This is a genomic window from Bacillus sp. FSL P4-0290 (genome assembly GCF_037975435.1).
Taxonomy (GTDB): Bacteria; Bacillota; Bacilli; order Bacillales; family Bacillaceae; genus Bacillus; species Bacillus subtilis.
This window is the reverse complement of sequence record NZ_CP150253.1, coordinates 1,771,674-1,796,604: the sequence shown is the minus strand read 5'-3', so window position 1 is coordinate 1,796,604 and position 24,931 is coordinate 1,771,674. Positions and strand designations below refer to the sequence as shown.

Below are 24,931 nucleotides of genomic sequence, written 5' to 3'. Positions count from 1 at the left end.
ACGGCTTATTTATAACTGTCATATGAAGAAAAACATTGGATATACTGATGAACGAATGGATGTGCACGAAAAAAATAAGCTGCGCTTCTCGCGCAGCTTACCCAGTTGTTTTGACTTGATCCGCTTGTTTTAAAAGTTCTTTCGCATGGCGTTTCGTTAAATCGGTTACCTCGACACCTGCAATCATGCGCCCGATTTCCGCTACCTTTTCCTGCTTAGACAGCGGCTTGACACGTGTCGTCGTTCTACCGTCTTTTAACTCCTTCGCAATATAAAGATGCGTATCGGCCATGGCAGCCACCTGAGGCAGGTGTGTAATGCACAGCACTTGTGAACCTATTGACACCTTATGGATCTTCTCAGCGATTGCCTGTGCGACCCTGCCGCTTACACCGGTATCAACCTCATCAAAAATGATCGATGTCACATCCTGTTGTGAGGAGAAAATGCTTTTTATGGCAAGCATCACCCGTGACAGCTCTCCACCTGAAGCGACTTTCGAAAGGGATTTTAGCGGCTCGCCTGTATTGGTTGAAATTAAAAACTTCACCAGGTCAATCCCTTGTTCAGTCAGCTGAACGGGCTGGCCGTTTACAAGCGGCGCCTCTTCATTGCGTGACGCTGTTCTGACCTTAAATTCCGTATCAAAAGTTGATTTTTCCATGTACAGGCTTTTTAATTCCCGATGAATCTCATCAGCCAGCTTTTTCGCCCATGTTTTTCGGATTTGTGACACATTTGCCGCTTCCACTGCGACATCTTTGCCGACGGAGTCAAGCTCCTTTTTCAAGCTTTGAAGGTGGCTGTCCCTGTTTTCAATTTGGTCAATCTCTTCTTCAATTTTAGAAGCATATTCCAAAATGTCTTCAACAGTGGCACCGTATTTTCGTTTCAGCTGTTTGATTTCATTAAGTCGCGTCTCAATATAGTTCAGGCGTTCCGGATCAAATTCAAGCTCATCCAGCATATTTCTCATCTGAAATGTGGCATCCTCAAGCAAATAGTAGGAGTTCGAAACACTTTCAGACATTTTTTTTAGCGGTTCGTTTATATCAGATATATCTTCAAGCTGCGCTGATGCCATTCCAACCCAGTCCAATCCGCCCTGCTCACTGCGAAGCGCGTTATATGCATTTTGCAGCGACTCATATATCTTCTCAAAGTTTGAAATTTGCTGGCGCTCTTCTTGGAGCTGTTCATCTTCGTTAAGCTCAAGCTTTGCCGATTCGATTTCTTCGAGCTGAAATTGAATAAGATCAAGACGATGGGCCATTTCCTGTTCGCTTTCAGAAAGCTGCTTAAGCTTTTTGAGCAGCTTCACATACCGCTGGTACCCTTCCTGATACGTTTTGAGCGCGCTTTCCACTTCGGCCCCGGCAAACTTGTCCAAAAGCTGGAGATGATTTTCGTCTTCCATTAACAGCTGGTTATCGTGCTGCCCGTGAATATCTAATAAAAGCCTGCCGATCTCTCTTAGTGAAGCAATCGTGACAAGCTTGCCATTGACACGGCAAACGCTTTTCCCGCTCGTGCTGATATCCCTTCTCATGACGATCATTTCGTCTGAAACGTCGATTCCCTGCTCAGCGCATACGCCTAAAACAGGATGGCCGCTCTCCAACAGAAACAGCCCTTCAAGTTCGGCTTTTGCTTCCCCATATCTAACAAATTCAGATGATCCGCGGCCTCCGACTAAAAGAGAAATGGCATCTATGATGATGGATTTGCCGGCTCCGGTTTCTCCTGTTAAAACCGTAAGCCCGCGTTCAAAAGAAACCGTCAGTTCCTCAATAATGGCAAAGTTTTTAATCGATAGTTCAGCTAACAAACAGCATTACACCTCTTATCTTTGTTAGATTTTCTGTTACAGCAGTTCAAGGAGCCTGTTTTTTACGCCTTCTGTATCTTCAGGAGTCCGGCAAATAATTAAAATCGTATCATCTCCGCAAATGGTCCCCATCATTTCATCCCAGTCCAAATTGTCCATCAGCGCCCCGATTGCCTGGGCATTGCCCGGCATCGTTTTCAGCACAATCATATGGCTTGCTGAGTCTATTTTCACAAATGCGTCCATCAATGCCCGCTTTAGCTTTGACAGCGGATTGAAACGCTGGTCCGCCGGAAGACTGTATTTGTAAGAACCATTATTTGTAGGCACTTTTACAAGGTGAAGTTCTTTAATATCCCGTGATACCGTGGCCTGCGTTACTTTGTATCCATCCTGCTTTAGCATGTCGACCAATTCATCCTGTGTTTCGATTTCATTGCTTGTAATGATCTCTCTGATTTTAATATGCCTCTGGCCTTTGTTCATGTAAGCACCTCTATTTCCAAGCTTATCTGTTCTTTTATGTTATATGATTCTCTGCACATTGTACATGAATGCAGAAAAAAGGAATAATAGCGCCCTATTATTCCGGTACATCTGCTTTTTTTTCTTTTAACGTCTTATGTGCTTCTTCTACAACGCGCATGATCTCTTCTTCCGGCAGTTCCTGGCCTTCCTGTCCCTCTCCCGGCCAATGCAAATGAAGGAGAAACTCAATATTTCCGTCTCCTCCCGTGATTGGAGAAAATGACAAGCCTTTACAGATATAGCCTTCAGCGGCAGAAAAACTGATCATTCGCTTGAGCACATCAGCATGCACTTTAGGATCTCTAACAATCCCTTTTTTGCCGACGGATTCCCGTCCCGCTTCAAACTGAGGCTTAACTAAAGCCATGCAGTCGCTGCCCGGTACGAGCAAAGTCCTTAGGACAGGCAGGATGAGCCGCAGTGAAATAAAGGACACATCAATTGTGGCAAACTCCGGCATGCCCTTTGTAAAGTCTGCCGGTGTTGCATAACGAAAGTTCGTCCGTTCCATCACGACGACCCGTTCATCCTGTCTAAGCTTCCATGCAAGCTGATTATAGCCTACATCCACAGCGTATGACTGTTTAGCTCCATTTTGCAAAGCGCAGTCCGTAAAACCGCCGGTGGAGGAGCCAATATCAATCATAATTTTATCTTTGACAGAGACGGGAAATTCCTTCAACGCTTTTTCGAGCTTTAAGCCGCCCCTGCTCACATACCTCAGCGGGTTTCCTTTGACAGTTAACGGAAGGTCGCGGTCAATTTTTTCTCCAGGCTTGTCCAAGCGGTTTTCGTTTGAATAGACGATCCCCGCCATAATGGCTCTTTTGGCTTTTTCACGCGTTTCCGCCAGCCCTCTTTCCACTAATAATACATCTAATCGTTCTTTCTTTGACGTCATGATCCAATTCCTTTGTGTGTCTTTGGCGGCATCAGTAATCTAATACGATTTGCCACCTGCTGTTTTGTCAGTCCAATTTCCTCAAGAAGCGCTGTTACACTTCCGTGTTCAATAAACCGATCAGGTATACCCATTCTGTCAATCGGAGTATGATATTCACCTTGATCATGAGCGAATTCTAAAATCGAGCTTCCGAAACCGCCTTCTAAGACCGCTTCTTCAATTGTTAAAATTGGCAAGCCTTCTTTTAGGATACTCTTCATCATCTTTTCATCAATCGGCTTAATAAAACGCGCATTCACAACGCGCACGGAAAGGCCTTCTTTCTGCAGCTCTTCGGCTGCTTCAATCGCCATTTCGATTGTTGTGCCGAATGTTAAGATGACAGCATCGTTCCCTGGACGCAGCACCTCCCACGTACCGATCGGAATCGTTTTCAACTGTTCATCCATTTTTACGCCGAGTCCGTTTCCGCGCGGAAAACGCATTGCTATCGGGCCTTCGTCATAGCTAAGTGCTGTATGAACCATGTGCTGGCCTTCATTTTCGTCTTTCGGCATCATTAAGACCATGTTTGGAATGTGGCGCATAAACGCAATATCAAACACGCCTTGATGTGTCTCTCCATCAGCGCCAACGAGTCCTGCACGGTCAATTCCAATAAACACATTAGCGTTTTGGCGGCAGATGTCATGAACAACTTGGTCATATGCCCTTTGCAGGAAGGTTGAGTAAATCGCCAAAAACGGCTTCATACCCTGCATTGCCATAGCTGCAGCCATTGTTGCGGCATGCTGTTCTGCGATTCCTACGTCGAACATCCGGTCAGGGAATTCCTTTGCGAAGCCTTCAAGCTTTGAACCGACAGGCATAGCCGGCGTAATGGCTACAATGCGTCCGTCCTCGCGCGCCATTCGCTGCACAGTTCCGCTGACAAGGCCGCTCCACGAAGGAGCTGCGGCTTTCGGCTTTACAAAGTCACCGGTATTAATTTTATATGGTCCGGTACCATGCCATGTCCCAATCGTATCGGTCTCAGCCGGTTTGTACCCCTTCCCTTTTTTCGTAATGACGTGCAGAAGAACAGGGCCTTTCGTTTTTTTGGCGTATTGAAGATTCTCAATCAGCTCATGATAAGAATGTCCGTCCACTGGGCCCAAATACGTAAAACCGAGCTCCTCGAAAAACATTCCGGAGACGAGCATGTATTTCAGGCTGTCTTTGACTCGTTCCGCCGTGGCGGCAAGCTTGCCCCCAACTGCCGGAATCTTTTTAAATAAGTATTCAAGCTCATCTTTGACCCACTGGTATTTCCCCGCAGTACGGAGCCGTCCGAGCATAGAGTGAATGGCACCGACATTTGGTGCAATACTCATTTCATTATCATTAAGGATGACAATCATGTCTTTTTTCTCGTCGCCGATGTGGTTAAGGGCTTCGAGCGCCATTCCGCCGGTCAGCGCGCCGTCACCAATGATCGGAATAATATATTCATCCGTTCCTTTAATATCACGGGCAGCTGCCATTCCCATCGCGCCTGACAGAGAAGTCGAGCTGTGCCCGGTTTCCCAAACATCGTGCTCGCTTTCACTCCGCTTTGGAAATCCGCAAAGCCCTTTGTACTGGCGAAGCGTCGCAAATTCTTTTCCGCGTCCTGTCAGCAGCTTATGGACATACGACTGATGGCCTACATCCCATAAAAATTTGTCTTTCGGGCTGTTAAATTCCTTATGCAGGGCAACAGTAAGCTCTACGACACCTAAGTTTGGGCCGATGTGGCCGCCGGAAGCGGATAAACTTGTAATTAAAAACTGACGGATTTCATCACTTAATTTCTCTAATTCATCAATGGACATGTTTTTTAAAAACGACGGGTCCTGTATTGATAAAAGATCCAAAGCGGATCAACTCACTTTCAGCATGAATTTCTGCAATGATACATGTCTTTTGCATGCCGAGCTGACAATAATCTCAGACATAAAAAAAGACAAACGCGCTTTTCCTTTTCATTTTTCATATAAACTGCTTACATTTTACCATACCTCGTGCAGCCGCTTCAAATTAGGATCGTTTTAGTGATCTCTTGCCGCAATTAAATCACAAAGCTCATATAAAAGGTCTTTTTGAAGAGAGAGTCCGCCGATCAATCGCTTCGCCTCTTTTATATGAACATCCAATTTATGTTTGGCCCCTTCCAATGAAAGAAGCGACGGGTATGTCGATTTGTCATTTGTGGTATCCGAGCCGACACGTTTGCCGATTTTCTCTTCACTGCCTTCTAAATCTAAAATATCGTCTCTGATTTGAAATCCGATTCCAATGTGGCTGCTGAAGGTACGCAGTGTTTCAATGTCTTCCTCAGGCGCATCAGCCAAAATAGCACCGGCGATTACACAAAAGCCAAGGAGCTTGGCAGTTTTCCGTTCATGAATGGATTCGAGCTCTTCAAGCGTGACTTGTCGGTTTTCCGCTTCCATATCAGCTACTTGCCCACCGACCATGCCTTCGGTGCCTGCCGCTGAAATCAGTTCATTCACAAGCCGCAGGCGCTTTTCTGCTGACACCTCGTCTGACACGTGGGAGGTAATCAGCTTAAAGCTTTCTGTGAGCAGCCCGTCACCCGCTAATACTGCCGTCGCTTCACCAAACACTTTATGGTTTGTCGGCTTCCCGCGGCGCAAATCGTCATCATCCATGCATGGAAGATCATCATGAATTAACGAATACGTGTGAATCATTTCGACAGCACAGCCCACCGGAATGCCGTCTTTTTCGCTTTTTCCATATGCATTTAAAACAGCCAGTACAATCAGAGGCCGCAACCGCTTTCCGCCGGCCTGTAAAGAATATAGCATAGATTTCTTTAATGAGTCCGGCATATCAAGCTTTTCTGTATAGACAGAAAGCTGATTTTCAATTGTTTTTTTCCGGTCCGCCAGAAAGCTCGTTAATTTATTTGTCACCTTCGTCTTCCTCCTGAACACTGAAAGGTGCCAGTTCGCCGTCTTCTTTTAAAATGAAGTCCATTTGCTTTTCGACTTTTTGCAGCTTTTCATGGCACATTTTTGACAGAGCCATGCCTTCTTGGAAATAGTTAATGGCTTGCTCTAGAGGCACATCTCCCTCTTCAAGCTTTGATACAATGCTCTCAAGCCCTTTCATCGCTTCTTCAAATGTCATGTTTTCATTTTTTTTCACGTCTGTCATTTTTCTTCCCCTCTCTTTTCTAATACTTCACAGGTCAGCACGCCATCCTTCAGCTTGACTTCAAGCCGGTCCTGCTCTTCTATTTGACTGACACTTTTAATGAGTTTATCTTCTTTATAAGCCAAGCTGTATCCTCTTTCCATCACTTGAAGAGGACTTAGTGCATTCAGCTTGCCAAGAACGGTTTGAAATTGGGAATGCAGCTGCTTCATTTGGATATTCATATTTTTTCTCAGCTGATTTGTTTGTTCCTGGTATCGTGTTCTCGCTTGTTTCAGCTGTTCATGAGGATGCAGTGCCTCTAATCTGTACGTTTCACGCTCCAGCTGTCTGCTTTTCCGATCTAAAAGAGCGGTCAGCTGTGCTTGAAACTGCTGGTACGCGAGGTCAAACTGCTGCTCTTTTTGCGCATACAAACGCTTTGGAAAACGAAAGGCATAGGACGATTGCAGCGTTTGAATCCGTTCTTTTTTCTGGCCGAGGTGCTGCTGCATTGCTCTTGTCATTCTGACTTCCGCTGTTTTTGTGCGTTCGATTAAATCAGTGGTATGAGGCACAGCAATCTCAGCTGCTCCTGTCGGCGTCGCAGCTCTGATATCGGCGACAAAATCACTAATCGTAAAATCCGTCTCATGTCCGACTGCCGATATAATCGGAATATTGGAAGCGAAGATGGCGCGTGCTACAATTTCTTCATTGAATGCCCACAGTTCTTCTATCGAACCGCCGCCTCTCCCGACAATTAATACGTCGCAAATCTCTTTTTCATTTGCCTCTTCAATACGCGTAACGATGGATCTGCTCGCATTTTCACCTTGTACGAGCGCTGGAAGAACAATGACTTTTACAAGTGGATATCTTCTTTTTAGAGTTGTAATAACGTCTCTGACAGCGGCACCCGTTGGAGATGTCACAACCCCGATTGTGGCTGGAAATGCGGGGATTTGTTTTTTGTAGCGGTCGTCAAATAAACCTTCTCCGGCAAGCTTCTTTTTTAATTCTTCGTACGCTAAATAAAGCGCTCCAACCCCGTCAGGCTGCATTTCTTTGGCATATAATTGATAGTTTCCGCTCGGTTCATATACGGAAATTCCGCCTCTGACCAGCACTTTCATTCCGTTTTCAGGTTTAAAAGGCAGACGCTCGCTTTGTCTCGCGAACATCACCGACTGCATTCTTGCGTTTTCGTCTTTTAAAGTGAAATAAATATGCCCTCGTGTGTGTATCTTTACATTCGACAATTCGCCTTTAATCCAAATATTTTCAAGGTGAGGATCTACATCGAATTTTCGTTTTATATACTTTGTCAGCGCTGAGACGGTCACATACGCTGCTTCACCCATGTCTAAAAACTCCTCTCCTAAGCATTCCTGCACCATAACTAAAGAAAACCCGCCCTGGCTTTAGGAGCCTGAAGAAGCGGGTATCGTGCTCATATTCAAGGCGGGCAAACATTTCGCCTGTGAATATCTCCAATTATCTATGATAACGTACGTTTCGCAGATTTAACAGTATTATGCGCAAGCATCGTGATGGTCATCGGACCTACTCCGCCCGGAACCGGCGTGATGAAGGACGCTTTTTCCTTTGCCCCTTCAAATTCAACGTCTCCGCAAAGCTTTCCGTTTTCCAGACGGTTAACGCCGACGTCAATGACAACAGCGCCCTCTTTGATCTGGTCTGCACTGATGAAGTTGGCTCTGCCGACTGCCACCACCAGGATGTCCGCTTTTTTCGTATGTTCAGTAATATTTTCTGTTCTTGAATGACAGTAAGTAACCGTCGCGTTTTCATTTAATAAAAGCTGGCCGACAGGTTTGCCGACAATGTTGCTTCGGCCGACTACAACAACCTCTTTACCGGAAAGGTCAATATTGGTTTTCTTCAAAAGCTCAACAATTCCATGAGGCGTGCAAGGAAGAAACGTATCTTCGCCAAGCAGCATTTTCCCTACGTTTAACGGATGAAAACCGTCTACATCTTTATCAGGGGAGATACGTTCGATCACCGCTTTTTCAGAAATATGGTCTGGGAGCGGAAGCTGAACGAGAATGCCATGAAACTCAGGGTCTTGGTTATATTGATCAATAATGGAAAGCAGTTCAGCTTCTGTGAGGCTGCTGTCAAATTGATCGAGCTTGAAATTCATTCCCATTGTTTCTGCCGCTTTTTTCTTTCCTCGCACGTAAGAGTGAGAAGCAGGATCATCTCCAATCAAAATAACCGCCAGTCCGGGAGTGACGCCTTGCTTTTTAAGCTCTTCTACCTCTTTTGCCAATTGTTCGCGTTTTTCTCTAGCCGTTTCTTTTCCGTCGATGATTGTTGCAGTCATTTTCTTTCCTCCTATGATTGTTCAATATCAGATTTAATGTTAGAAAGAACCCCGTTTACAAACTTTGTCGCTTTGTCATCACCAAACCGTTTTGCCAGCTCAATCGCTTCGTTCATGGAGACATTCACCGGAATGTCTTCGGCATATGCCATTTCATATGCTGCCAGGCGCAAAATCGCACGGTCAACATTGGCAATCCGATCGAGCTTCCAATTCACCAGATGCTTGGAGATCATTTCATCCAGCTGGTCTTGGTGTTCCAATACCCCGTGTACAAGCTGTTCAAAGAAAGGATCTGTTTTTTCTTCATCCAGTGCGTGTTCTATGGCTTCATTCACTGCAATATCGCTGACATCAATTTGAAATAGTGCCTGCAAAGCTTTTTCTCTTGCTGTTCTTCTTTTCATTTTCTTTCTCCTTTGATCCTCTTTATCCGCTTGTCGTTAAGCCACAAAGAGATCATAACATATTTTTTTCGTATCCGCATATTGAAATCAAGGTTTTTTTACCCTATTACCGAATATTTTCACACACCTTAATATGATTATTCGGATTTCACGTTCATGAAGAAACTCGGCTATGTAAGCCGGCTTTCTTCATGCTTTGAAATAAAGGGTAACGTGTAAAAAAACCAAAGGGCCGCCCTCCCCTTGGTTTCGTGTTAAGCCATTTACATTTCTTCGTCGATTTGGACTTCTTGGGCTTTTGTGTCAAATTGAATGCCGACGATGTGAATATTGATCTCGTTAATCGAAAGAGACGTCATATTTAATAAGGTTTGACGAATGTTTTCCTGAACGGATGCTGCAACTTTCGGAATCGAAACGCCAAATGTAACGACACAGTATACATCGATCGTAATTCCGTCATCCGCCAGGTCGACTTTGACACCTTTGCCATGATTCACTTTGCCAAAGCGCTCAACGACGCCTGTCGCAAAGTTTCCGCGCATTTCGGCAACTCCATCAACTTCTGATGCTGCAATGCCGGCAATGACCTCAATGACCTCCGGTGCAATCTCAACCTTACCCAAATGCGTATCTTCGTGATCCATTTTAAGCAAGCTGTTGTCTTTCATTCAATTCACCTCCGTAAAAATTATGAGCCCATTACATCATATGTTTCTAAAAATTTCGTATTAAACTCTCCGCTCACAAATGTTTCGTGTTCAAGCAGTTTTAAATGGAAAGGGATTGTTGTCTCAATGCCTTCGATGACGAATTCGCTCAATGCGCGCTTCATGCGGGCAATCGCTTCATCTCTCGTTTTTCCGTATGTGATTACCTTTGCAATCATGCTGTCATAGTACGGTGGGATGGAATAGCCAGGGTACGCAGCTGAATCGACACGGACACCAAGACCGCCAGGAGGCAGGTACATTTTAATTTCACCAGGTGACGGCATGAAATTTTTGCTTGGGTTTTCTGCGTTGATTCGGCATTCGATGGCCCAGCCTTCAAATTCAACATCTTCTTGCTTGAGGCTCAGTTCCATTCCTGAAGCCACTTTGATTTGTTCCTTGATCAGGTCAGTTCCCGTCACCATTTCTGTGACTGGGTGCTCCACCTGGATTCTCGTGTTCATTTCCATGAAGTAATAGCGCTGTTCATTGTAGTCATAGATAAATTCAACTGTTCCAGCACCTGTATAGCCAACCGCTTTTGCAGCCTTTACCGCTGCATCTCCCATTTGCTCCCTGATTTCTGAATCAAGGGCAGGAGACGGTGATTCTTCCAAAAGCTTTTGCAGGCGTCTTTGGATCGAGCAGTCGCGTTCGCCCAAATGGATCGTATTTCCGTAGTTATCAGCAAGCACTTGGATCTCAACGTGGCGAAAATCTTCTATGTATTTTTCGATGTATACACCTGGATTTCCGAATGCAGTTGCCGCTTCCTGCTGTGTAATCTTAATGCCATTAATCAGTTCCTCTTCAGTGCGAGCAACCCTAATTCCTTTTCCGCCTCCGCCTGCGGTGGCTTTTATAATTACAGGATACCCAATTTCATTAGCAAGCGAAACCGCTTCTTCCACATTTTCTATAATTCCCTGTGAACCCGGTACGATTGGCACGCCGGCCTGTTTCATCGTTTCCCGCGCAACGTCTTTTGTTCCCATTTTTGAAATGGCGTCAGCGCTCGGGCCGACAAACGTGACATTCACTTCTTCACATAATTCAGCGAAATCAGCATTTTCAGCTAAAAATCCGTATCCCGGATGAATGGCGTCCGTGCCAGTCAGCTTTGCAACACTCACAATATTTGTAACGTTTAAATAGCTGTCTTTTGATGCTTTCGGTCCGATACAAAAAGCTTCATCGGCCATTTGAACATGAAGGGCATCTTTATCAGCTTCTGAATAAACAGCGACAGTCTCAATTCCGAGCTCTCTGCAGGCTCTGATGATTCTGACAGCAATTTCTCCTCTGTTGGCGATCAATAGCTTTTTAATCATGTTCAGTCTCCTTACTCCGCTTTTACAAGAAATAGAGGTTGTCCGTATTCGACCAGCTGGCCGTTTTCTACTAATACTTCAACGATTTCGCCTTTCACTTCTGCTTCGATTTCGTTGAAAAGCTTCATTGCTTCTACAATGCAGACAACTGTGTTTTCATTTACTTTTGAACCGGCTGTTACATACGGGCCAGCTTCCGGTGATGAAGAAGCATAAAATGTTCCTACCATTGGTGAAGTGATTTTATGCAGATTCTCATCTTGCTTTGGTGCTTCTTGGGCAGGTGCCGCTGCTTGCTGCGCTTGCGGCTGAACTGCCTGCGGAGCCTGTGCTTGTACAGGTGCTGCCGGTGCCTGCTGCATGACTTGAACCGTGCCTGCTTCGTGTTTTTTCAGTTTTAAGGATACACCTTCATTTTCATATACGAATTCGTCAATTGTAGACTCGTCAATTGCTTTAATCAGCTCGTGGATTTCTTTGATATTTAACATTCAATCGCACTCCTATGTATGAAATTTCTTTTTTATAGGTTACTACTAAAAGTACATACTATGTTCATCTTACAGGAGCGGACTTTTGAATTCAACTCTAATATGACAGCAACGCAAAAAGCCCGCTTGTTTAGCGGGCTTCTTTTTCCTCTTTCTTACTTGGATGGTTCAAATGTGACAGCGACATCTTTCATTGTTTTGATTTCTTTTGCCACAAGGTCTATAATGGCTGTCGCCTTCGATTTGGAGTGTTTGTCTGATTTGACTGTAATATTGATTTTATCTCCTTCAGCATTAACAAGCGCATCCTCGTAACCTTGTGTTTTAATCAGCGTTTCAAGCTGTTTTTCTGTTCCTTCCACTTCACTGAGAGCCGTCATTTTATCGTATGCTTCGCTTTTCTCCTTGGCTGTTGCATCATCGCTTGACACAATGGCATTCAGCTCTTCTCTTTCTTTGCTTCTGGCATCTTCTAAATCAAGACGGTACGTTGTAAACAGATCATCATCGGCTGTTTCCGTAACAACAGTTCCTTTTTCACTGGCTTCAGCGGATGTTTCCTTGTCTGCTGATGAATCTTTCGTTCCCTTTGTTCCATCTTCTTTTCCTTTTTCAGTTTCTGTACCGCTTTTTTCCTTCGTGTCTTGCTTGGCAGGCGCTTTTTCAGTTGCGACCTCTCCGCTGTCAGACGCGCTTTTTTCACTTTGCATCTGCACGGCGTTTTTGCTTTCCGGCGACATGATATAGTAGACGCTTAACACCACGACAAGACTGAGCATTGTTAATAGCCAAACGGTTTGTTTTTTAAGCATTTATGAATCCTCCTTTATTTTTTTAGGGGCAACCGCAACCCGGTGGCTTGGAACATCCAGGACCCGTGTCACCGCTTCGATAATGGTTTGTTTTATTTGAACGTTGTCCACTCCTTGAGCAACAACGAGTACACCGCGTATATCAGGTTTTTTCGTTTGGACGACGACAGGTGTTTCTTTATCGCCGTTTTTGATCATGACGATTTCTTCCTCCGATGTTTGGTCTGTAACGCTTCTTGTTCCGCCTTCTTTGTCAGTTTCTTCGGTGGTTGTATTTTTGTTTGATTTGTTTTTTTCGTATACTTTCAGCGACGTTGCATCTACATTCACGACAACCGAGACATCGTCCACACCAATGATTGTTTCAAGAATTTCTTTCAGCTGATTTTCGTATTCTTTTTCATAGTCATCGATCGAGTCTTTAGGTTTATCAGATTTTGAGGCTTTAAACACTTCAGCTGTTTTCTCTTTGCTGTCTGCGGAATGTTGCGATGATACGGTCGTTATCGTTTTGGCGTTTTCTGTTTTCTCAGGTGAAGAAAACAGCTGGCTGACAAGCATAAAGGAAACTCCGAGAACAAAAACGAATAGAAAGTAATGATATTTGGTCAGCTTCGGCTTTTCGCCGTCCTTCGTTTGTCCCGGAAGAAACTGCTTTTTCAATACATTCCATAATCCGTTTTTATTCATTGCCGACACTCTCCCCGCCTTCCATATGAACCGTAATTTTCTCACTTCCGATTTCCCAAATGTCCGCGAGCTGCGTTTGTATCTGTTTGGCTTCTTTTTGTTCGGCTGCTTCTTTTGTTACGTATGCATGATCTGTATCAATGTGGACCGGCGCGACCGTTTGGACCGTTTTTTCAGAAGACGGGGCCATATACACGCTGATTGTTTTAATATCCTCTTCTGAATCTACCTTTTCTCCTGCCGTGAGTTTGATGCGGCCTACTTTATATTCATCATGACTGAATCTCTCCTCCGCTTTCTTTTTTAGTTGGACAGCCATTTCTTCTAGAATATATGCGCGCTGGGAAGCTTGTATTTCTATTTTTTTTGAATTGATTTGATTTTTTATGTCGGCAGACTCTGACTGCCCGTTTTTTGTGAGGTATTCAAAGATGACTTCGGGGTCTGTCTTGAAAAGTTTAAAAATCGGCGTAAGCATGACGACAATCAAGAGCAGGCTGACTACCATTTTTGCGTACTTTTGCATGCTGGAGCTCGGCAGCAGCATATCAATCACAATTGCAAATAGGATAAACAACACGATGGTGGTAAGCCATTCCGTTAAAAAACTCATTCGCCTGCCTCCTTCATTTCATCATCATCGTGAGGTTTCCGGCTGTGATTATGACAGTAAGGCTTAAAAAAAACATGAGAGACACAATGGCGAGAGCTGCAAAAATATAAATGACGCTTTTGCTGATGACGTCGAGGCAGGTGATGACGGGCCCGCCTCCTAGTGGCTGAAGAATCGCGGCTGCCAGCTTATAAATAAAAGCGAGGGAAAGCACTTTGATTGCCGGAAATGCCGCAATACAGATCAAAATAGCGACACCGAGAATCCCTACCGTATTTTTCAGCAGTAAAGAGGCACTGATTACTGTATCTGTTGCGTCTGTAAACATTCGGCCAAGCACAGGAATAAAATTTCCGGTTATAAATTTAGCCGTCCTGAGCGTAATGCCGTCAGTCACTGCAGCTGAGGCTCCCTGAACAGAGATGACGCCGAGAAAGATGGTAAGAAAAACAGCCAGTGCTCCGATGGCGATATTTCTGAGCAGGTTAGCCAGCTGTGTTACTTTGTATTGTTCAGTCATCGTGCTGACAATGCTCAGAATCGCTGATAAAAAAATCAGCGGCATGACGATATTCTGAATCAAGAGACCGCTCGTGTTCATCAGGAAGAGGATAACAGGATGAAAGAAGGCAGCAGATACAGCTCCGCCTGAGGAAGCCAAAAGCGCCAAGAGGAGCGGAATGAGCGCCAGGATAAAGCTGGTCATCGTCTGAATGGCCTCAGTTGCATAGTTAATCGCCACATGAAAGCTATTAAGCGCAAGGATAATCAGCACCATGTACACAATTGAGTAAGCGACCTTACTGACGGTGCTTTGCTGAAAAGCATTTTGCAAAAGCTGCAGAATGACGCAAAAAATCGTGAGCAAAATCAATGTGCCAAGCAGCTTTCCGTTGGCAAGCACTTCATGAAACAAATAAGAAAAGAGAGCTTTCAGCCATTCTTGCGGTGAGAATGATTTATCGCCATTGATAAACTCCATTAAGCTGCCTTTTTGGCTTTCCGGCAGCAGTCCGCCGTATTCTGTCATAATGTCATTCCAAAATTCCCCGATCTTATCTGTTTCAAGTGAGACTGCTGTCCTTTCCGCTAATTGCTCGGCTGTTTCAGCATGGTCTTCCGTTTGTTCTGCATTACCAGCTGCTTGTACAATTTCTGCACGGCCTGCTATGATCAGCACGGCCAAAAGCAATACCCATTGAAAGCGCTTCAATCTACCGCCTCCTTTCGGTTATGACATAGAAGGTATAAGTCCGAGAATCGTTTCGATAATGACGGTTAAAATAGGCACAGCCATTACGAGTATTAAAATTTTCCCCGCCAATTCTATTTTCGAGGCGATGGCTCCTTGACCGGCATCTTTTGTGAGCTGTGCCCCGAATTCAGCAATATAGGCGATTCCGATAATCTTTAAAATGGTTTCAACATAGACCATGTTGACATTTGCATTAATCGCAATTTTTTCTATCATTCGAATAATGTCGTAGATTTGGTCTACCAAATAAAGAAAAATGGCACATCCGGCAAAAACGACGATTAAAAACGCAAAAGTCGGCTTTTGTTCTTTTACAATTAAAGAAAGGAAGGTGGCGATCAGCCCTAAACCTACAATTTGAACAATGTCAATCTGCAAGCCCCCCTATCCTTGGAATAAAAACACAGCTTTTATCTTTTTAAATAGGTCATCTACAATCGTGGCGACCATAAATAAAATATAGATAAAACCTAACAGCGTCACCCACTGAGCGTATTCTTTCTTGCCCATCTGATCCAATATCGTGTGTAAAAAAGCGACCACGATTCCCACTCCGGCGATTTGAAATATGACATTCACGTCTACTCCCATTTTATTTTTGCTCCCCTCACGTTTACATCAATAGAAGAATGAGTAACAAGCCCGCTAAAAAGCCCAAACTTTTTATCATCTTTTCGTTTTTCGCTTGCGCCTGCTCAGCATCCGCTTCTGAGGCTTCCAAATGTGTCAGCGCCAGCTTGATGTGCTTTTGCTGAGAGATTCGATCATGAATCCCGAGCGTCTCGCCAAACTGCTTCAGCACTTCGTATTCGCTTTTTTTCAAAGACAGGGTGTCCCATACCTTCTTTAAGCTTTGCTCCCACGCCGTTTTCGCGGAATCACTTCCCTTGTCCAGCTGATCACTGAATGCGGAAAAAAGAGCTGAAACAGGCTGTGCGAGCTGTTTGGCAATCTGCTGTGAAGCAGTATGAAGCGGTGTATGGCCGTACATGATTTCAGCCTCGAGGGATTGAAGCGCCGCACGTAGCTGGCGGATTTGCCGCGGCCGTTCTGTATAAATCTTCGCCATCTCAAAACCTGTCCATGTTGTCGCTACCACAATGAATACAGCGCCCAGCAGCTTCAGCATGTTTTCACGCCCGTCGTCCTAGACAGCACATTTCCGTCTTTGTCATAAATTTGGCTCACTGTGCCCGGCCCCTTCGCTCTCGATAATTCCAAATAGCGGTCAAAGGCTCTTTCTTCCCACAAACGCTTCAATGAAGGCCGCTTCATCAGGTCGGATATGCTCCAGCCATGCGCCGATACGATTACTGAAACACCGGCATGCAGCGCCTCCAGAAGTGCATCTGTATCTTCCATACGCCCGATTTCATCGACAATCATCACCTCAGGGCTCATGGATCGAATCATCATCATCAGCCCTTCAGCTTTTGGACAGGCGTCTAACACGTCAATTCTCTGACCAAATTGATGCTGCGGAATGCCGCGAAGACATCCGGCAATTTCTGACCGTTCATCGACGATTCCTGTCTTAACGGGCAGCATGGGTTTTTTGCCGGTGCTTGAGAGCCTCGCAAGGTCCCGGAGAAGTGTTGTTTTGCCTGTTTGGGGCGGTCCGATAATCAGCGTATTCAGCCAGCTGTTTTGATATAAGTATGGAAGCAGCGGCTCCGCAATCCCCAGCTTTTGCCGGGCAATTCGTATATTAAAAGATGCGATGTCACGGAGGCCTTTCACACCTCCGTTTTCCGTAATGACTCTGCCCGCCAGTCCGACTCTGTGGCCGCCTCTGATCGTGACATACCCTTTCTTCAGCTCTTCTTCAAGTGTATACATACTATAGTTGCTGAGCCGGCTCAGGATCAGATGGGCATCCTCGGCCGTGCCCGCATAGGACAAATAAACAGGTTGTCCTCTTCGAATCAATTCAACAGGGCGGTTGATCCGAATTCTGACTTCTTCGATTTCCAGCCATTGTTGTTCCGGTATTTCAGAAAGGGCGTTTTTCATGGATTCAGGGAGAACCTCAGCGATTTCATTCAACAGAGCCTCCTCCTTTCTACCGATTGGCTTCTTTAAAATGTATGATGTGAGGCAGACTTTATGACAAGCCTCTCTTTATTTATGAACACCCGCCAAAATCAAGACAACACCCGTAAAAATCAGAATCAGCTTTGCATACGAAAGCTGCCCGGCAATTTGGTAGATTCCGACAGTCATCGTAATGATAAAAATCAACGGACCGACAATAGCGAGAATGCTGTTAACCACAACCGCCTTCCGGACATCGTTGGTCACAAGCATGACAATTGCTGCCGTCAGCTCAATCATAGAGGATAAAACTCGTAATCCCGCCATTGTTAAAACAGTAGAATTGATATTTCCAAGTAAAAATTTCATAGCACTCTCCCAACCTCCCATTTTTTTATATGATATGCTCTAGCTTGCTGAAGTAGTCTTGTCATTTTCGTATAAAAGAAAGATTCTGTTTTTGGGCACAAAAAAAGCCTGCTCCCATTTGGGAACAGACTTCTTTTTTTCTTTCTATGCTCTTGAAACGTAAGAACCGTCTGATGTATTGACAACAAGTGTGTCGCCTTCATTCACAAAGAACGGCACGTTTACAACAAGCCCGGTTTCAGTTTTCGCAGGTTTTGTACCGCCTGACGCTGTATCACCTTTAATACCAGGTTCAGTTTCAACAACTTTCAGCTCAACTGTGTTTGGAAGTTCGATACCAAGTGTTTCATCCTGGTACATCATGATATGCACAGACATGTTTTCTAGCAGGTATTTTAATTCTTCTTCGATTTGAGTTGCGCTCAGTTCAAGCTGCTCATAAGAAGAAGTATCCATAAATACGTGCTGATCTCCGTTTGCATATAGATATTGCATTGTTTTGGTTTCGATTTGCGCTTTCGCTACTTTTTCACCAGCGCGGAATGTTTTTTCCTGAATGGCGCCAGTGCGAAGGTTACGGAGTTTAGAGCGGACAAATGCCGCACCTTTTCCAGGTTTTACGTGCTGGAAGTCAACGACGCGCCAAATGCCGCCATCTACTTCAATTGTTAATCCTGTACGGAAATCGTTAACTGAAATCATGTTTAATGTCCTCCTATATTCCAATCACAAAATAATAAGTTCTTTTGGGGAATGGGTGATTGTCCGGTTGCCGTTTTCTGTAATCACGATGTCATCTTCAATGCGGACACCGCCTGTTTCTGGTATGTAAATGCCCGGCTCCACTGTGACCACCATACCCGGTTCAAGGATAGCTGAAGATCTGACGGATAATCCCGGCGATTCATGAACTTCCATGCCGAGCCCGTGCCCGGTTGAATGGCCGAAATAGTCACCGTAGCCTTTTGCAGCAATATGATCCCTTGTGAGGGCGTCAGCCTCTTTTCCTGTCATGCCCGGCTTAATATGTGCGACGCCAAGCGCCTGAGCATCAAATACAACCTGATAGATCTCCTTCAATTGATCACTGGGCTGACCTACAGCGACCGTCCGGGTAATATCAGAACAATATCCTTTATAATAAGCGCCAAAATCAAGCGTAACAAGGTCTCCGCTTTCAATCAGTTTGTCACTGGCCACACCGTGCGGAAGGCTTGAACGAAGGCCTGAGGCGACAATCATATCAAAAGAAGAGCTGTCTGCTCCCTGGCTTCTCATATAAAACTCCAGCTCATTGGCAACAGCGATTTCAGAAATGCCGGGTTTCATAAACGTCAAGATATGTCTGAAGGCATCATCTGCAATCTTCGCAGCTTCCTCTAATATCTTAATCTCTTCACTAGACTTAATCAAGCGCAACTTTTCCACGGATTCAGCCACAGGCACTAATTCGGCATCACTGATAACGGCGCTGTATGAAGCGTAAGTGCCATATGTCATGCTGTTCTGTTCAAAGCCGAGACGCTTGATGCCAAACGATTCAACAGTGTCGGCAGTGGTCTGAATCAAGCTGCCGCCATGTTCAATGATCTCAAAACCCTTTACCTGAACCTTCGCCTGCTCAGTATAACGAAAATCCGTAATAAACGCTGCTTTGTCACCCGATATAACAGCCAAACCCGCCGAACCTGTAAACCCTGTCATATAGCGTACATTCGTGCTGCTTGTAATCAGCATGCCGTCAATTCCCAACTGTCCAAACAGGTTTCTTAATTTCTCTAGCTTCATCTTGATTCTCCCCCTTGCTGGCTTAATAAGTAGCGAACAGCAAGCTTGTAGCCTTCAGCTCCAAGACCGACAATCTGCCCTTTCGCAACAGGAGCGATAACCGACTGATGCCTGAATTCTTCCCTGGCGTATAAGTTTGATAAATGCACCTCTACCACAGGAAGACTGATGCTTGAAACAGCATCCCTGATCGCATAGCTGTAATGACTCAGGGCGCCGGGGTTCAGAACAATCCCGCTGTATTGCTCCTCAGCCTCATGTATCGCATCTATCAAATCACCTTCGTGATTAGACTGGAAGAAAGTGAGCTGGATATGTAAGGCTTCAGCAAACTGAAAAAGATCTGTTTCAATATCGGTCAGTGTCTGGCGGCCGAATACTTCAGGCTCACGACTCCCAAGCCGGTTAACATTCGGTCCGTTCAAAATCAAAAAATGAGGCACATAATCTCTCCTTTTCGCGAGGGTTTCTCATGTAAAAAATGTTCACTTCTCGTGAACATTTTATCATACTGGAAAAGGATTATACACTATTCTCTATGCATTCCCAGCGCACGTGCAAGCTTTTCCGAATTCAGCTCATTGTATTCAAATGAAATAGAATACCCGACAAACAGCCCGTAAAGCAAATAAATGCAAATGGTCGTAATAATTGTATCTGATGTCAGTTCGGTCACCGTGCGCACATCTGGAAAAATCGGATTAAAAACAAAAAACACGAGCAGCCAAAGCACCAAGCCGTATAAAATACCCGGCCACATTGTTTTTAAACGTTTCAATAGAAGAAAATAAAGAAATGCTGCGCCAATTGAAATTACTCCAATCAAAATGATGCTGATTACCGTTCCCAGCCCATGTTTTTTCCACTCTCCGAGCACAAACGGCTGCAATATCATATTCGGGCTAATTTCGGAAAAATGAAACAAATATGCGATATAAGCAACGAAACTCCAAAGTACGCCTCCGCAAAAACCTGTTGCCGCCACCCTGCCGGCCATTGAAACAGGCGGCTTTTGCTTCTCATTCAATTCTTCATTTTGTTCTGTATCTTTTTCGCTTGTCATCATGGCACCTCCAGTTAAAGTGTGCCCAAAAAAAGAAATGTCAATAAAAAAGCTCACACTTTTTGACAGCTGCGAGTAAAATTTGAAAATAACGGGTATAATGCATGTAGAAAAAGCAAGGCTATGGCAATTTTTTCAGCCTGTCAATCTAGAGGTTTAGCGCTGTTTCCTGTACAATAGAGTGAAAGGAAATGGTTAGCAATCCTAAAGAAATAGGCAGGTTGATAATATGTCAAAACATAAAGTTCCGCCCGCTTACGGCGGGCAGGCTGTTGTGGAAGGCGTTATGTTTGGCGGAAAGCATCATTACGTTACAGCCATCAGAAGAACGGATGGAAGCATTGACTTTTTTAAGCTTCCACGCAAACACAACCCGAAACTGAACATCGTGAAAAAGATCCCGTTTTTACGGGGGATCGCGGCCATTATCGAAGCGAGTGCAAACGGCACAAAGCATTTGAATTTTTCAAGCGAACGTTACGGGCTCGATCCATCTGAAGACGAGACACTTGAGCAGGAAGAAAAAAAATCCTCCGGGCTGTCTATGTATCTCAGCCTCGCAGTTATAGGCGTCCTATCATTTTTGTTCAGTAAATTCGTATTTACATTGGTTCCAGTTTTCTTAGCTGAACTGACAAGGCCGATTTTTTCCTCGGACACGGCGCAAATCGCGGTTGAAAGCCTGTTTAAGTTGATTTTGCTGCTCGGTTACATCTATTTTTTGTCCATGACACCGCTTATTAAAAGAGTGTTTCAATATCATGGAGCCGAACATAAAGTCATAAACTGTTATGAACAGAATTTGCCAATTACTGTGGAGAACGTCCAAAACCAATCTCGGCTTCATTACCGCTGCGGATCAAGCTTTATTTTATTTACGATTATTGTCGGCATGTTTGTTTATTTACTCGTTCCGACAGATCCGCTTTGGCTGCGTGTTATAGATCGTGTCGCACTGATACCGGTCGTGCTTGGTATATCCTTTGAAGTTCTGCAGCTGACCAACAAAGTGCGTGACATTCCCGGTCTGAAATTACTTGGGTACCCGGGACTGTGGCTTCAGCTGTTAACCACAAAGGAACCTAAGGATGAACAGGTTGAAGTTGCCATCGAAAGCTTTAACGAACTTCTCAGACTCGAAGCATTGTCTGAGCAAAATCAGAAGCCTTCTCACAACGTCATCTAAAATCCGTTGCCCTGCTATTACTTTCGGAGGTGGACAGTTATGAATCATCGTGTACAACCTATTATTGCTGTATTAATTGCGCTGGGAGCGTTCGGTTTCCTCTATGTGCTGGTAACCAATCCCGGAGAAATGGCAAAAATGGCGGTAACCGTCATCGTGGCAGGTATCATTATTTATTTTATTGTGAAATATGTAATGAATCGAAATGCGGGCAGCGAAGGAGCAGCCTTCAAAAAAGCGGCGAAACAATCGCGGCGCCGGATGAAAGAACAAAAAGCAAAACACCGCGCCGGACATAAGGGACGTGTCAGCCACCTGCGAAGCGTTCCGAGCGCCAGCAAGCCTAAGCCGATGATTCTCAAGAAAAAAAGCCAGATTCAGCTGACTGTTATAGAAGGGAAAAAAAATAAAAAGAAAAACAGGGCGCTTTTTTAATAGGTCCACTGCTTTAAAAACAGCTCTGTCCGTCTTTTACCTAGCTCAATCAGGGCTAGTTTTTTTTGTTGTGTTAAATGAAAATCAGTTGCCATTACGCCATCAACCGGGAGAAAAATGATATTTTGTTCATAGCGTGATGCAATGTGCCTTGCGTCATGGGCATCCTTCATCGTTTCAAACAGGGCGCCGAACAGTTCAAAAGCGTTGCGGATATTTTTTTTCGGACGCTCTCTTTCACGCGGCGCAAGCGTCACACCGATCACAGGGCGCTTTCTTTCCTTTGAAAACAGCCAGATGGGGAAATTGCTTAACACACCTCCGTCGACAACCGTGGCGGTGCCTGTGTCCGTTTTTAATTTTATCGGTTCAAAAAAATACGGAATGCTGCAGCTCATTCTGACCGCTCTGGCAACCGGGAACATATCGGGATTTAACCCGTAACGGGCCAAATCGTCCGGCAAAACAATCATGGTGCCGTTTGTCAGATCAGAAGCAATAAGGCGCAGAGACCCTTTCTGTAAATCGCCGAAAACCCTTATGCCTTTCGCTCTTAACAGATCAGCAATCCATTTTTCTATCGTATCGCCTTTGTATAATCCAAGACGCCAGTAGATGGACACCCACTGGAGCATTTTTAAGGGGAGAAAAGAGTACCTCTGATCCAGCAATTTCTCTCCGTCCACTTCTTCAATTAAAGCGTGGATTTCCTTACTGGTGTAACCTGACGCAATGAAAGCGGCAATAATGGCGCCCGCGCTTGTACCCGCAACCCTTTTAAAGCGGAAGCCTTTTTCCTCAAGCGCTTCATAAGCGCCTGCAAGCGCAATGCCTTTTACTCCTCCGCCGGAAAACACACCGTCAATATACATCTCATTCCCTCCCCCTCCATCCGATCGTTTATTACCATTTTAAGAAAACACGCGAAGAAATAGACCAATGAATGACGGGCGGCGTCAGCGTATCAAAAAAGACGGCCTCCTTCGAGACCGCCTTTTTACTGATTATGATGTTCTGTTTTCTTTTGGATTGATTTCAGATCTTTTTTACGGGCATCATCTTCTTCAAAATATTGAACAAGATCCCCGATGCGATCAATGCTGTTCCAGCTTAAATGATGTTCGATTCCTTCGACATCGTTATATATTTTCTCTTCATCAACACCAATGATTCTTAAAAACTGCTCAAGCAATTCATGTCTGTATACCAGCCGTTTGCCTATTTTTTTCCCTTTAGACGTTAACACGAGACCGCGATATTTTTCATAAATTAAATATTCGTCTTTATCTAGTTTTTGAACCATTTTTGTTACAGAGGAGGGATGGACTGCCAATGCTTCCGCGATATCGGAAACTCGTGCATATCCTTTTTCTTCAATCAGCATATAAATCTGTTCAATATAATCTTCCATACTTGGTGTTGTCATCGAAACCCTCCCAAAAAGCACCTTAACTTTATAAACCATTACAAGTTTACACTAATGAACTTGAAAAAACAAGGATGCTCCGCGGGTCAAAAGCCCTGTTTACCGCTTATAATTCCATTCATCTGAAGCGTACTTTGTTTCAGCCAAGTGATGAACAAAATCAAGCTCTTCCTGAGAAAGTTCATATGGCTCCAAATGAATGTTAAGACCTGTTTCAAATCCTTCTTTAAAGGCTTTACGAGCCTCATCCATCGTCACCCGCTTTTCGGTGAGTTCATTAATGGCAACCGCTTTATTTTTGAAATTGCGCTGCATCCGCTCTCTTACTCTTTCACTTGGATATAAGAACAGATCGAACAGCTTGTCCTCATCTAAATCAAGAAGAATGGAGCCATGCTGAAGAATCACGCCTTTTTGTCTCGTTTGCGCGCTTCCCGCCACCTTGCGCCCCTCAACCACTAGTTCATACCACGAAGGCGCGTCAAAACAAACAGATGACCGCGGATTTTTTAAGCTTTCTTTTTCTTTTTCAGTTCTCGGGATGGCAAAGTAAGCGTCCAGACCGAGATTTCTAAAGCCTTGAAGTATGCCTTCTGAAATAACCCGGTAAGCCTCAGTAACAGTCGCCGGCATCTCGGGGTGCTCTTCCGAAACAATTACGCTGTATGTCAGTTCCTGATCGTGCAGCACACCTCTCCCGCCGGTCGGGCGTCTGACGAATCCGAGATTATATTTATGTACTGCTTCAAAATTGATTTCCTTTTTAATATTTTGAAAATACCCTACAGAAAGTGTCGCCGGATTCCAGCCGTAAAAACGGATAACCGGGGGGATTTTCTTTTCGCTGTGCCAATATAAAAGCGCTTCATCAAGCGCCATATTGAATGCAGGACTTGCATTGCCTGAGTCTATAAACCGCCAAGTTTCTTTTTGCATTTTAAGACCTTCCTTACCGTTTTAATAGAATCAGTTTATCAAACTGTCGGGAAAATGAAAAATATTTTAGTTCCATTATAGATGACAATCACGCTGTGCTTTACTATAATAGTATTTGTCGAAAACGGCTCTATGACCTTGTTTTATGAAGCAGGGTTTTGATTTTATATGCTAAAGGAGTAGAATCACATTGTCTAATATGATCGTTTTGATTATTTTTGCTGCGTTTATCATCTATATGATTGCTTCATATGTCTATCAGCAGCGAATTATGAAAACACTTACCGAAGAAGAATTCCGCGCGGGTTACCGCAAAGCGCAGCTTATTGATGTTCGTGAGCCAAATGAGTTTGAGGGCGGACATATTTTAGGCGCCCGCAACATCCCGCTTTCCCAGCTGAAACAGAGAAAAAATGAGATCCGTACGGACAAGCCTGTTTACCTGTACTGCCAAAACAGTGTCCGCAGCGGACGCGCGGCACAAACCCTGCGCAAAAACGGCTGCACTGAGATTTACAACCTAAAAGGCGGCTTTAAAAAATGGGGCGGAAAGATTAAAGCGAAGAAATAAAGCAAACAGCTGTCT

31 protein-coding genes are annotated in these 24,931 nt (G+C 44.5%); 3 read left to right on the top strand and 28 right to left on the bottom strand.

Going from position 1 to position 24,931, the window contains the following annotated elements:
* Positions 1 to 97: 97 nt before the first annotated feature.
* The 25 genes from recN to MKY10_RS09500 form a co-directional block, all read right to left on the bottom strand.
* Positions 98 to 1,828, bottom strand: a complete 1,731-nt coding sequence (recN, locus tag MKY10_RS09620) for a DNA repair protein RecN (protein ID WP_003230267.1) — start codon at positions 1,826 to 1,828, stop codon at positions 98 to 100.
* Positions 1,829 to 1,864: 36 nt separating this feature from the next.
* The gene (gene argR, locus MKY10_RS09615) at positions 1,865 to 2,314 is read right to left on the bottom strand and encodes an arginine repressor ArgR (protein WP_003230265.1); all 450 of its coding nucleotides are present in this window, start codon (positions 2,312 to 2,314) and stop codon (positions 1,865 to 1,867) included.
* A 97-nt stretch (positions 2,315 to 2,411) separates the two neighbouring features.
* Positions 2,412 to 3,257, bottom strand: a complete 846-nt coding sequence (locus MKY10_RS09610; protein ID WP_003230264.1) for a TlyA family RNA methyltransferase — start codon at positions 3,255 to 3,257, stop codon at positions 2,412 to 2,414.
* Positions 3,254 to 5,155 carry a 1-deoxy-D-xylulose-5-phosphate synthase gene (dxs, locus tag MKY10_RS09605; RefSeq protein WP_003245985.1) on the bottom strand — a complete coding sequence of 634 codons (1,902 nt, stop codon included), beginning with the start codon at positions 5,153 to 5,155 and terminating at the stop codon, positions 3,254 to 3,256. Before dxs ends, MKY10_RS09610 begins: the two co-directional genes overlap by 4 nt.
* A 174-nt stretch (positions 5,156 to 5,329) precedes the next feature.
* The gene (locus MKY10_RS09600) at positions 5,330 to 6,220 is read right to left on the bottom strand and encodes a polyprenyl synthetase family protein (RefSeq protein WP_003230262.1); all 891 of its coding nucleotides are present in this window, start codon (positions 6,218 to 6,220) and stop codon (positions 5,330 to 5,332) included.
* The gene (locus tag MKY10_RS09595; RefSeq protein ID WP_003226409.1) at positions 6,210 to 6,464 is read right to left on the bottom strand and encodes an exodeoxyribonuclease VII small subunit; all 255 of its coding nucleotides are present in this window, start codon (positions 6,462 to 6,464) and stop codon (positions 6,210 to 6,212) included. Before MKY10_RS09595 ends, MKY10_RS09600 begins: the two co-directional genes overlap by 11 nt.
* The gene (xseA, locus tag MKY10_RS09590; RefSeq protein WP_015251733.1) at positions 6,461 to 7,807 is read right to left on the bottom strand and encodes an exodeoxyribonuclease VII large subunit; all 1,347 of its coding nucleotides are present in this window, start codon (positions 7,805 to 7,807) and stop codon (positions 6,461 to 6,463) included. Before xseA ends, MKY10_RS09595 begins: the two co-directional genes overlap by 4 nt.
* 137 nt (positions 7,808 to 7,944) lie before the next feature.
* Positions 7,945 to 8,796 carry a bifunctional methylenetetrahydrofolate dehydrogenase/methenyltetrahydrofolate cyclohydrolase FolD gene (gene folD / locus MKY10_RS09585; protein ID WP_003230259.1) on the bottom strand — a complete coding sequence of 284 codons (852 nt, stop codon included), beginning with the start codon at positions 8,794 to 8,796 and terminating at the stop codon, positions 7,945 to 7,947.
* 11 nt (positions 8,797 to 8,807) lie between these two features.
* Complete coding sequence (nusB, locus tag MKY10_RS09580) at positions 8,808 to 9,203, bottom strand: transcription antitermination factor NusB (RefSeq protein ID WP_003230256.1); 396 nt, start codon at positions 9,201 to 9,203, stop codon at positions 8,808 to 8,810.
* A gap of 263 nt (positions 9,204 to 9,466) precedes the next feature.
* Positions 9,467 to 9,874, bottom strand: coding sequence for a fatty acid biosynthesis protein YqhY (gene yqhY / locus MKY10_RS09575; RefSeq protein WP_003230254.1), 408 nt, complete (start codon positions 9,872 to 9,874; stop codon positions 9,467 to 9,469).
* Between the two features lie 20 nt (positions 9,875 to 9,894).
* A complete protein-coding gene (accC, locus tag MKY10_RS09570; RefSeq protein ID WP_003230253.1) occupies positions 9,895 to 11,247 on the bottom strand; it encodes an acetyl-CoA carboxylase biotin carboxylase subunit in 1,353 nt (450 codons plus the stop codon).
* A gap of 11 nt (positions 11,248 to 11,258) precedes the next feature.
* Positions 11,259 to 11,738, bottom strand: coding sequence for an acetyl-CoA carboxylase biotin carboxyl carrier protein (gene accB, locus MKY10_RS09565; protein ID WP_003230252.1), 480 nt, complete (start codon positions 11,736 to 11,738; stop codon positions 11,259 to 11,261).
* 155 nt (positions 11,739 to 11,893) lie between these two features.
* On the bottom strand, positions 11,894 to 12,550 hold the full coding sequence (spoIIIAH, locus tag MKY10_RS09560) for a stage III sporulation ratchet engulfment protein SpoIIIAH (protein WP_003230250.1): 657 nt from the start codon (positions 12,548 to 12,550) through the stop codon (positions 11,894 to 11,896).
* Positions 12,551 to 13,240 carry a stage III sporulation protein AG gene (gene spoIIIAG / locus MKY10_RS09555; protein ID WP_048655109.1) on the bottom strand — a complete coding sequence of 230 codons (690 nt, stop codon included), beginning with the start codon at positions 13,238 to 13,240 and terminating at the stop codon, positions 12,551 to 12,553. It lies immediately after the preceding gene.
* Positions 13,233 to 13,853 carry a stage III sporulation protein AF gene (spoIIIAF, locus tag MKY10_RS09550; protein ID WP_003230233.1) on the bottom strand — a complete coding sequence of 207 codons (621 nt, stop codon included), beginning with the start codon at positions 13,851 to 13,853 and terminating at the stop codon, positions 13,233 to 13,235. Before spoIIIAF ends, spoIIIAG begins: the two co-directional genes overlap by 8 nt.
* 13 nt (positions 13,854 to 13,866) lie before the next feature.
* The gene (spoIIIAE, locus tag MKY10_RS09545; RefSeq protein WP_048655108.1) at positions 13,867 to 15,066 is read right to left on the bottom strand and encodes a stage III sporulation protein AE; all 1,200 of its coding nucleotides are present in this window, start codon (positions 15,064 to 15,066) and stop codon (positions 13,867 to 13,869) included.
* An 18-nt stretch (positions 15,067 to 15,084) separates the two neighbouring features.
* On the bottom strand, positions 15,085 to 15,486 hold the full coding sequence (spoIIIAD, locus tag MKY10_RS09540) for a stage III sporulation protein AD (protein WP_003230228.1): 402 nt from the start codon (positions 15,484 to 15,486) through the stop codon (positions 15,085 to 15,087).
* A 6-nt stretch (positions 15,487 to 15,492) separates the two neighbouring features.
* Entirely contained in the window at positions 15,493 to 15,699 is a 207-nt protein-coding gene (gene spoIIIAC / locus MKY10_RS09535) for a stage III sporulation protein AC (RefSeq protein WP_003153142.1), read from the bottom strand.
* A gap of 22 nt (positions 15,700 to 15,721) precedes the next feature.
* The gene (spoIIIAB, locus tag MKY10_RS09530) at positions 15,722 to 16,237 is read right to left on the bottom strand and encodes a stage III sporulation protein SpoIIIAB (RefSeq protein ID WP_014477309.1); all 516 of its coding nucleotides are present in this window, start codon (positions 16,235 to 16,237) and stop codon (positions 15,722 to 15,724) included.
* On the bottom strand, positions 16,231 to 17,154 hold the full coding sequence (gene spoIIIAA, locus MKY10_RS09525) for a stage III sporulation protein AA (RefSeq protein ID WP_029317922.1): 924 nt from the start codon (positions 17,152 to 17,154) through the stop codon (positions 16,231 to 16,233). The genes spoIIIAB and spoIIIAA overlap by 7 nt, the downstream gene beginning before the upstream one ends.
* 75 nt (positions 17,155 to 17,229) lie before the next feature.
* The gene (locus tag MKY10_RS09520; protein WP_004398639.1) at positions 17,230 to 17,511 is read right to left on the bottom strand and encodes a YqhV family protein; all 282 of its coding nucleotides are present in this window, start codon (positions 17,509 to 17,511) and stop codon (positions 17,230 to 17,232) included.
* Between the two features lie 144 nt (positions 17,512 to 17,655).
* The gene (gene efp / locus MKY10_RS09515; protein WP_003226377.1) at positions 17,656 to 18,213 is read right to left on the bottom strand and encodes an elongation factor P; all 558 of its coding nucleotides are present in this window, start codon (positions 18,211 to 18,213) and stop codon (positions 17,656 to 17,658) included.
* A 24-nt stretch (positions 18,214 to 18,237) separates the two neighbouring features.
* Positions 18,238 to 19,299 carry an aminopeptidase PapA gene (gene papA, locus MKY10_RS09510; RefSeq protein WP_015251726.1) on the bottom strand — a complete coding sequence of 354 codons (1,062 nt, stop codon included), beginning with the start codon at positions 19,297 to 19,299 and terminating at the stop codon, positions 18,238 to 18,240.
* The gene (gene aroQ / locus MKY10_RS09505) at positions 19,296 to 19,742 is read right to left on the bottom strand and encodes a type II 3-dehydroquinate dehydratase (protein ID WP_003230223.1); all 447 of its coding nucleotides are present in this window, start codon (positions 19,740 to 19,742) and stop codon (positions 19,296 to 19,298) included. Before aroQ ends, papA begins: the two co-directional genes overlap by 4 nt.
* 86 nt (positions 19,743 to 19,828) lie before the next feature.
* Entirely contained in the window at positions 19,829 to 20,365 is a 537-nt protein-coding gene (locus tag MKY10_RS09500) for a YqhR family membrane protein (protein ID WP_003230222.1), read from the bottom strand.
* Positions 20,366 to 20,591: 226 nt separating this feature from the next.
* Between MKY10_RS09500 and MKY10_RS09495 the strand changes: the two genes are divergently transcribed.
* Together MKY10_RS09495 and MKY10_RS09490 are read left to right on the top strand one after the other, a co-directional pair.
* Positions 20,592 to 21,548, top strand: a complete 957-nt coding sequence (locus tag MKY10_RS09495) for a DUF1385 domain-containing protein (RefSeq protein WP_015384077.1) — start codon at positions 20,592 to 20,594, stop codon at positions 21,546 to 21,548.
* Between the two features lie 39 nt (positions 21,549 to 21,587).
* Positions 21,588 to 21,983 carry an SA1362 family protein gene (locus tag MKY10_RS09490; protein ID WP_339226420.1) on the top strand — a complete coding sequence of 132 codons (396 nt, stop codon included), beginning with the start codon at positions 21,588 to 21,590 and terminating at the stop codon, positions 21,981 to 21,983.
* Here the strand turns inward: MKY10_RS09490 and MKY10_RS09485 are convergent.
* The 3 genes from MKY10_RS09485 to lipM all read right to left on the bottom strand — a co-directional run bounded on the left by MKY10_RS09485 (position 21,980) and on the right by lipM (position 24,345).
* Positions 21,980 to 22,855 (bottom strand): patatin-like phospholipase family protein, encoded by an 876-nt coding sequence (locus tag MKY10_RS09485; protein ID WP_015251724.1) that lies wholly within the window; start codon positions 22,853 to 22,855, stop codon positions 21,980 to 21,982. The two genes, MKY10_RS09490 and MKY10_RS09485, sit on opposite strands and share 4 nt — an antisense overlap.
* A 125-nt stretch (positions 22,856 to 22,980) precedes the next feature.
* Entirely contained in the window at positions 22,981 to 23,409 is a 429-nt protein-coding gene (mntR, locus tag MKY10_RS09480; protein WP_003236923.1) for a transcriptional regulator MntR, read from the bottom strand.
* Between the two features lie 99 nt (positions 23,410 to 23,508).
* A complete protein-coding gene (lipM, locus tag MKY10_RS09475; protein ID WP_014664579.1) occupies positions 23,509 to 24,345 on the bottom strand; it encodes an octanoyltransferase LipM in 837 nt (278 codons plus the stop codon).
* Between the two features lie 190 nt (positions 24,346 to 24,535).
* On the opposite strand from lipM, the gene MKY10_RS09470 reads away from it, so the two are divergent.
* Entirely contained in the window at positions 24,536 to 24,916 is a 381-nt protein-coding gene (locus tag MKY10_RS09470; protein ID WP_004398485.1) for a rhodanese-like domain-containing protein, read from the top strand.
* Positions 24,917 to 24,931 lie beyond the last annotated feature (15 nt).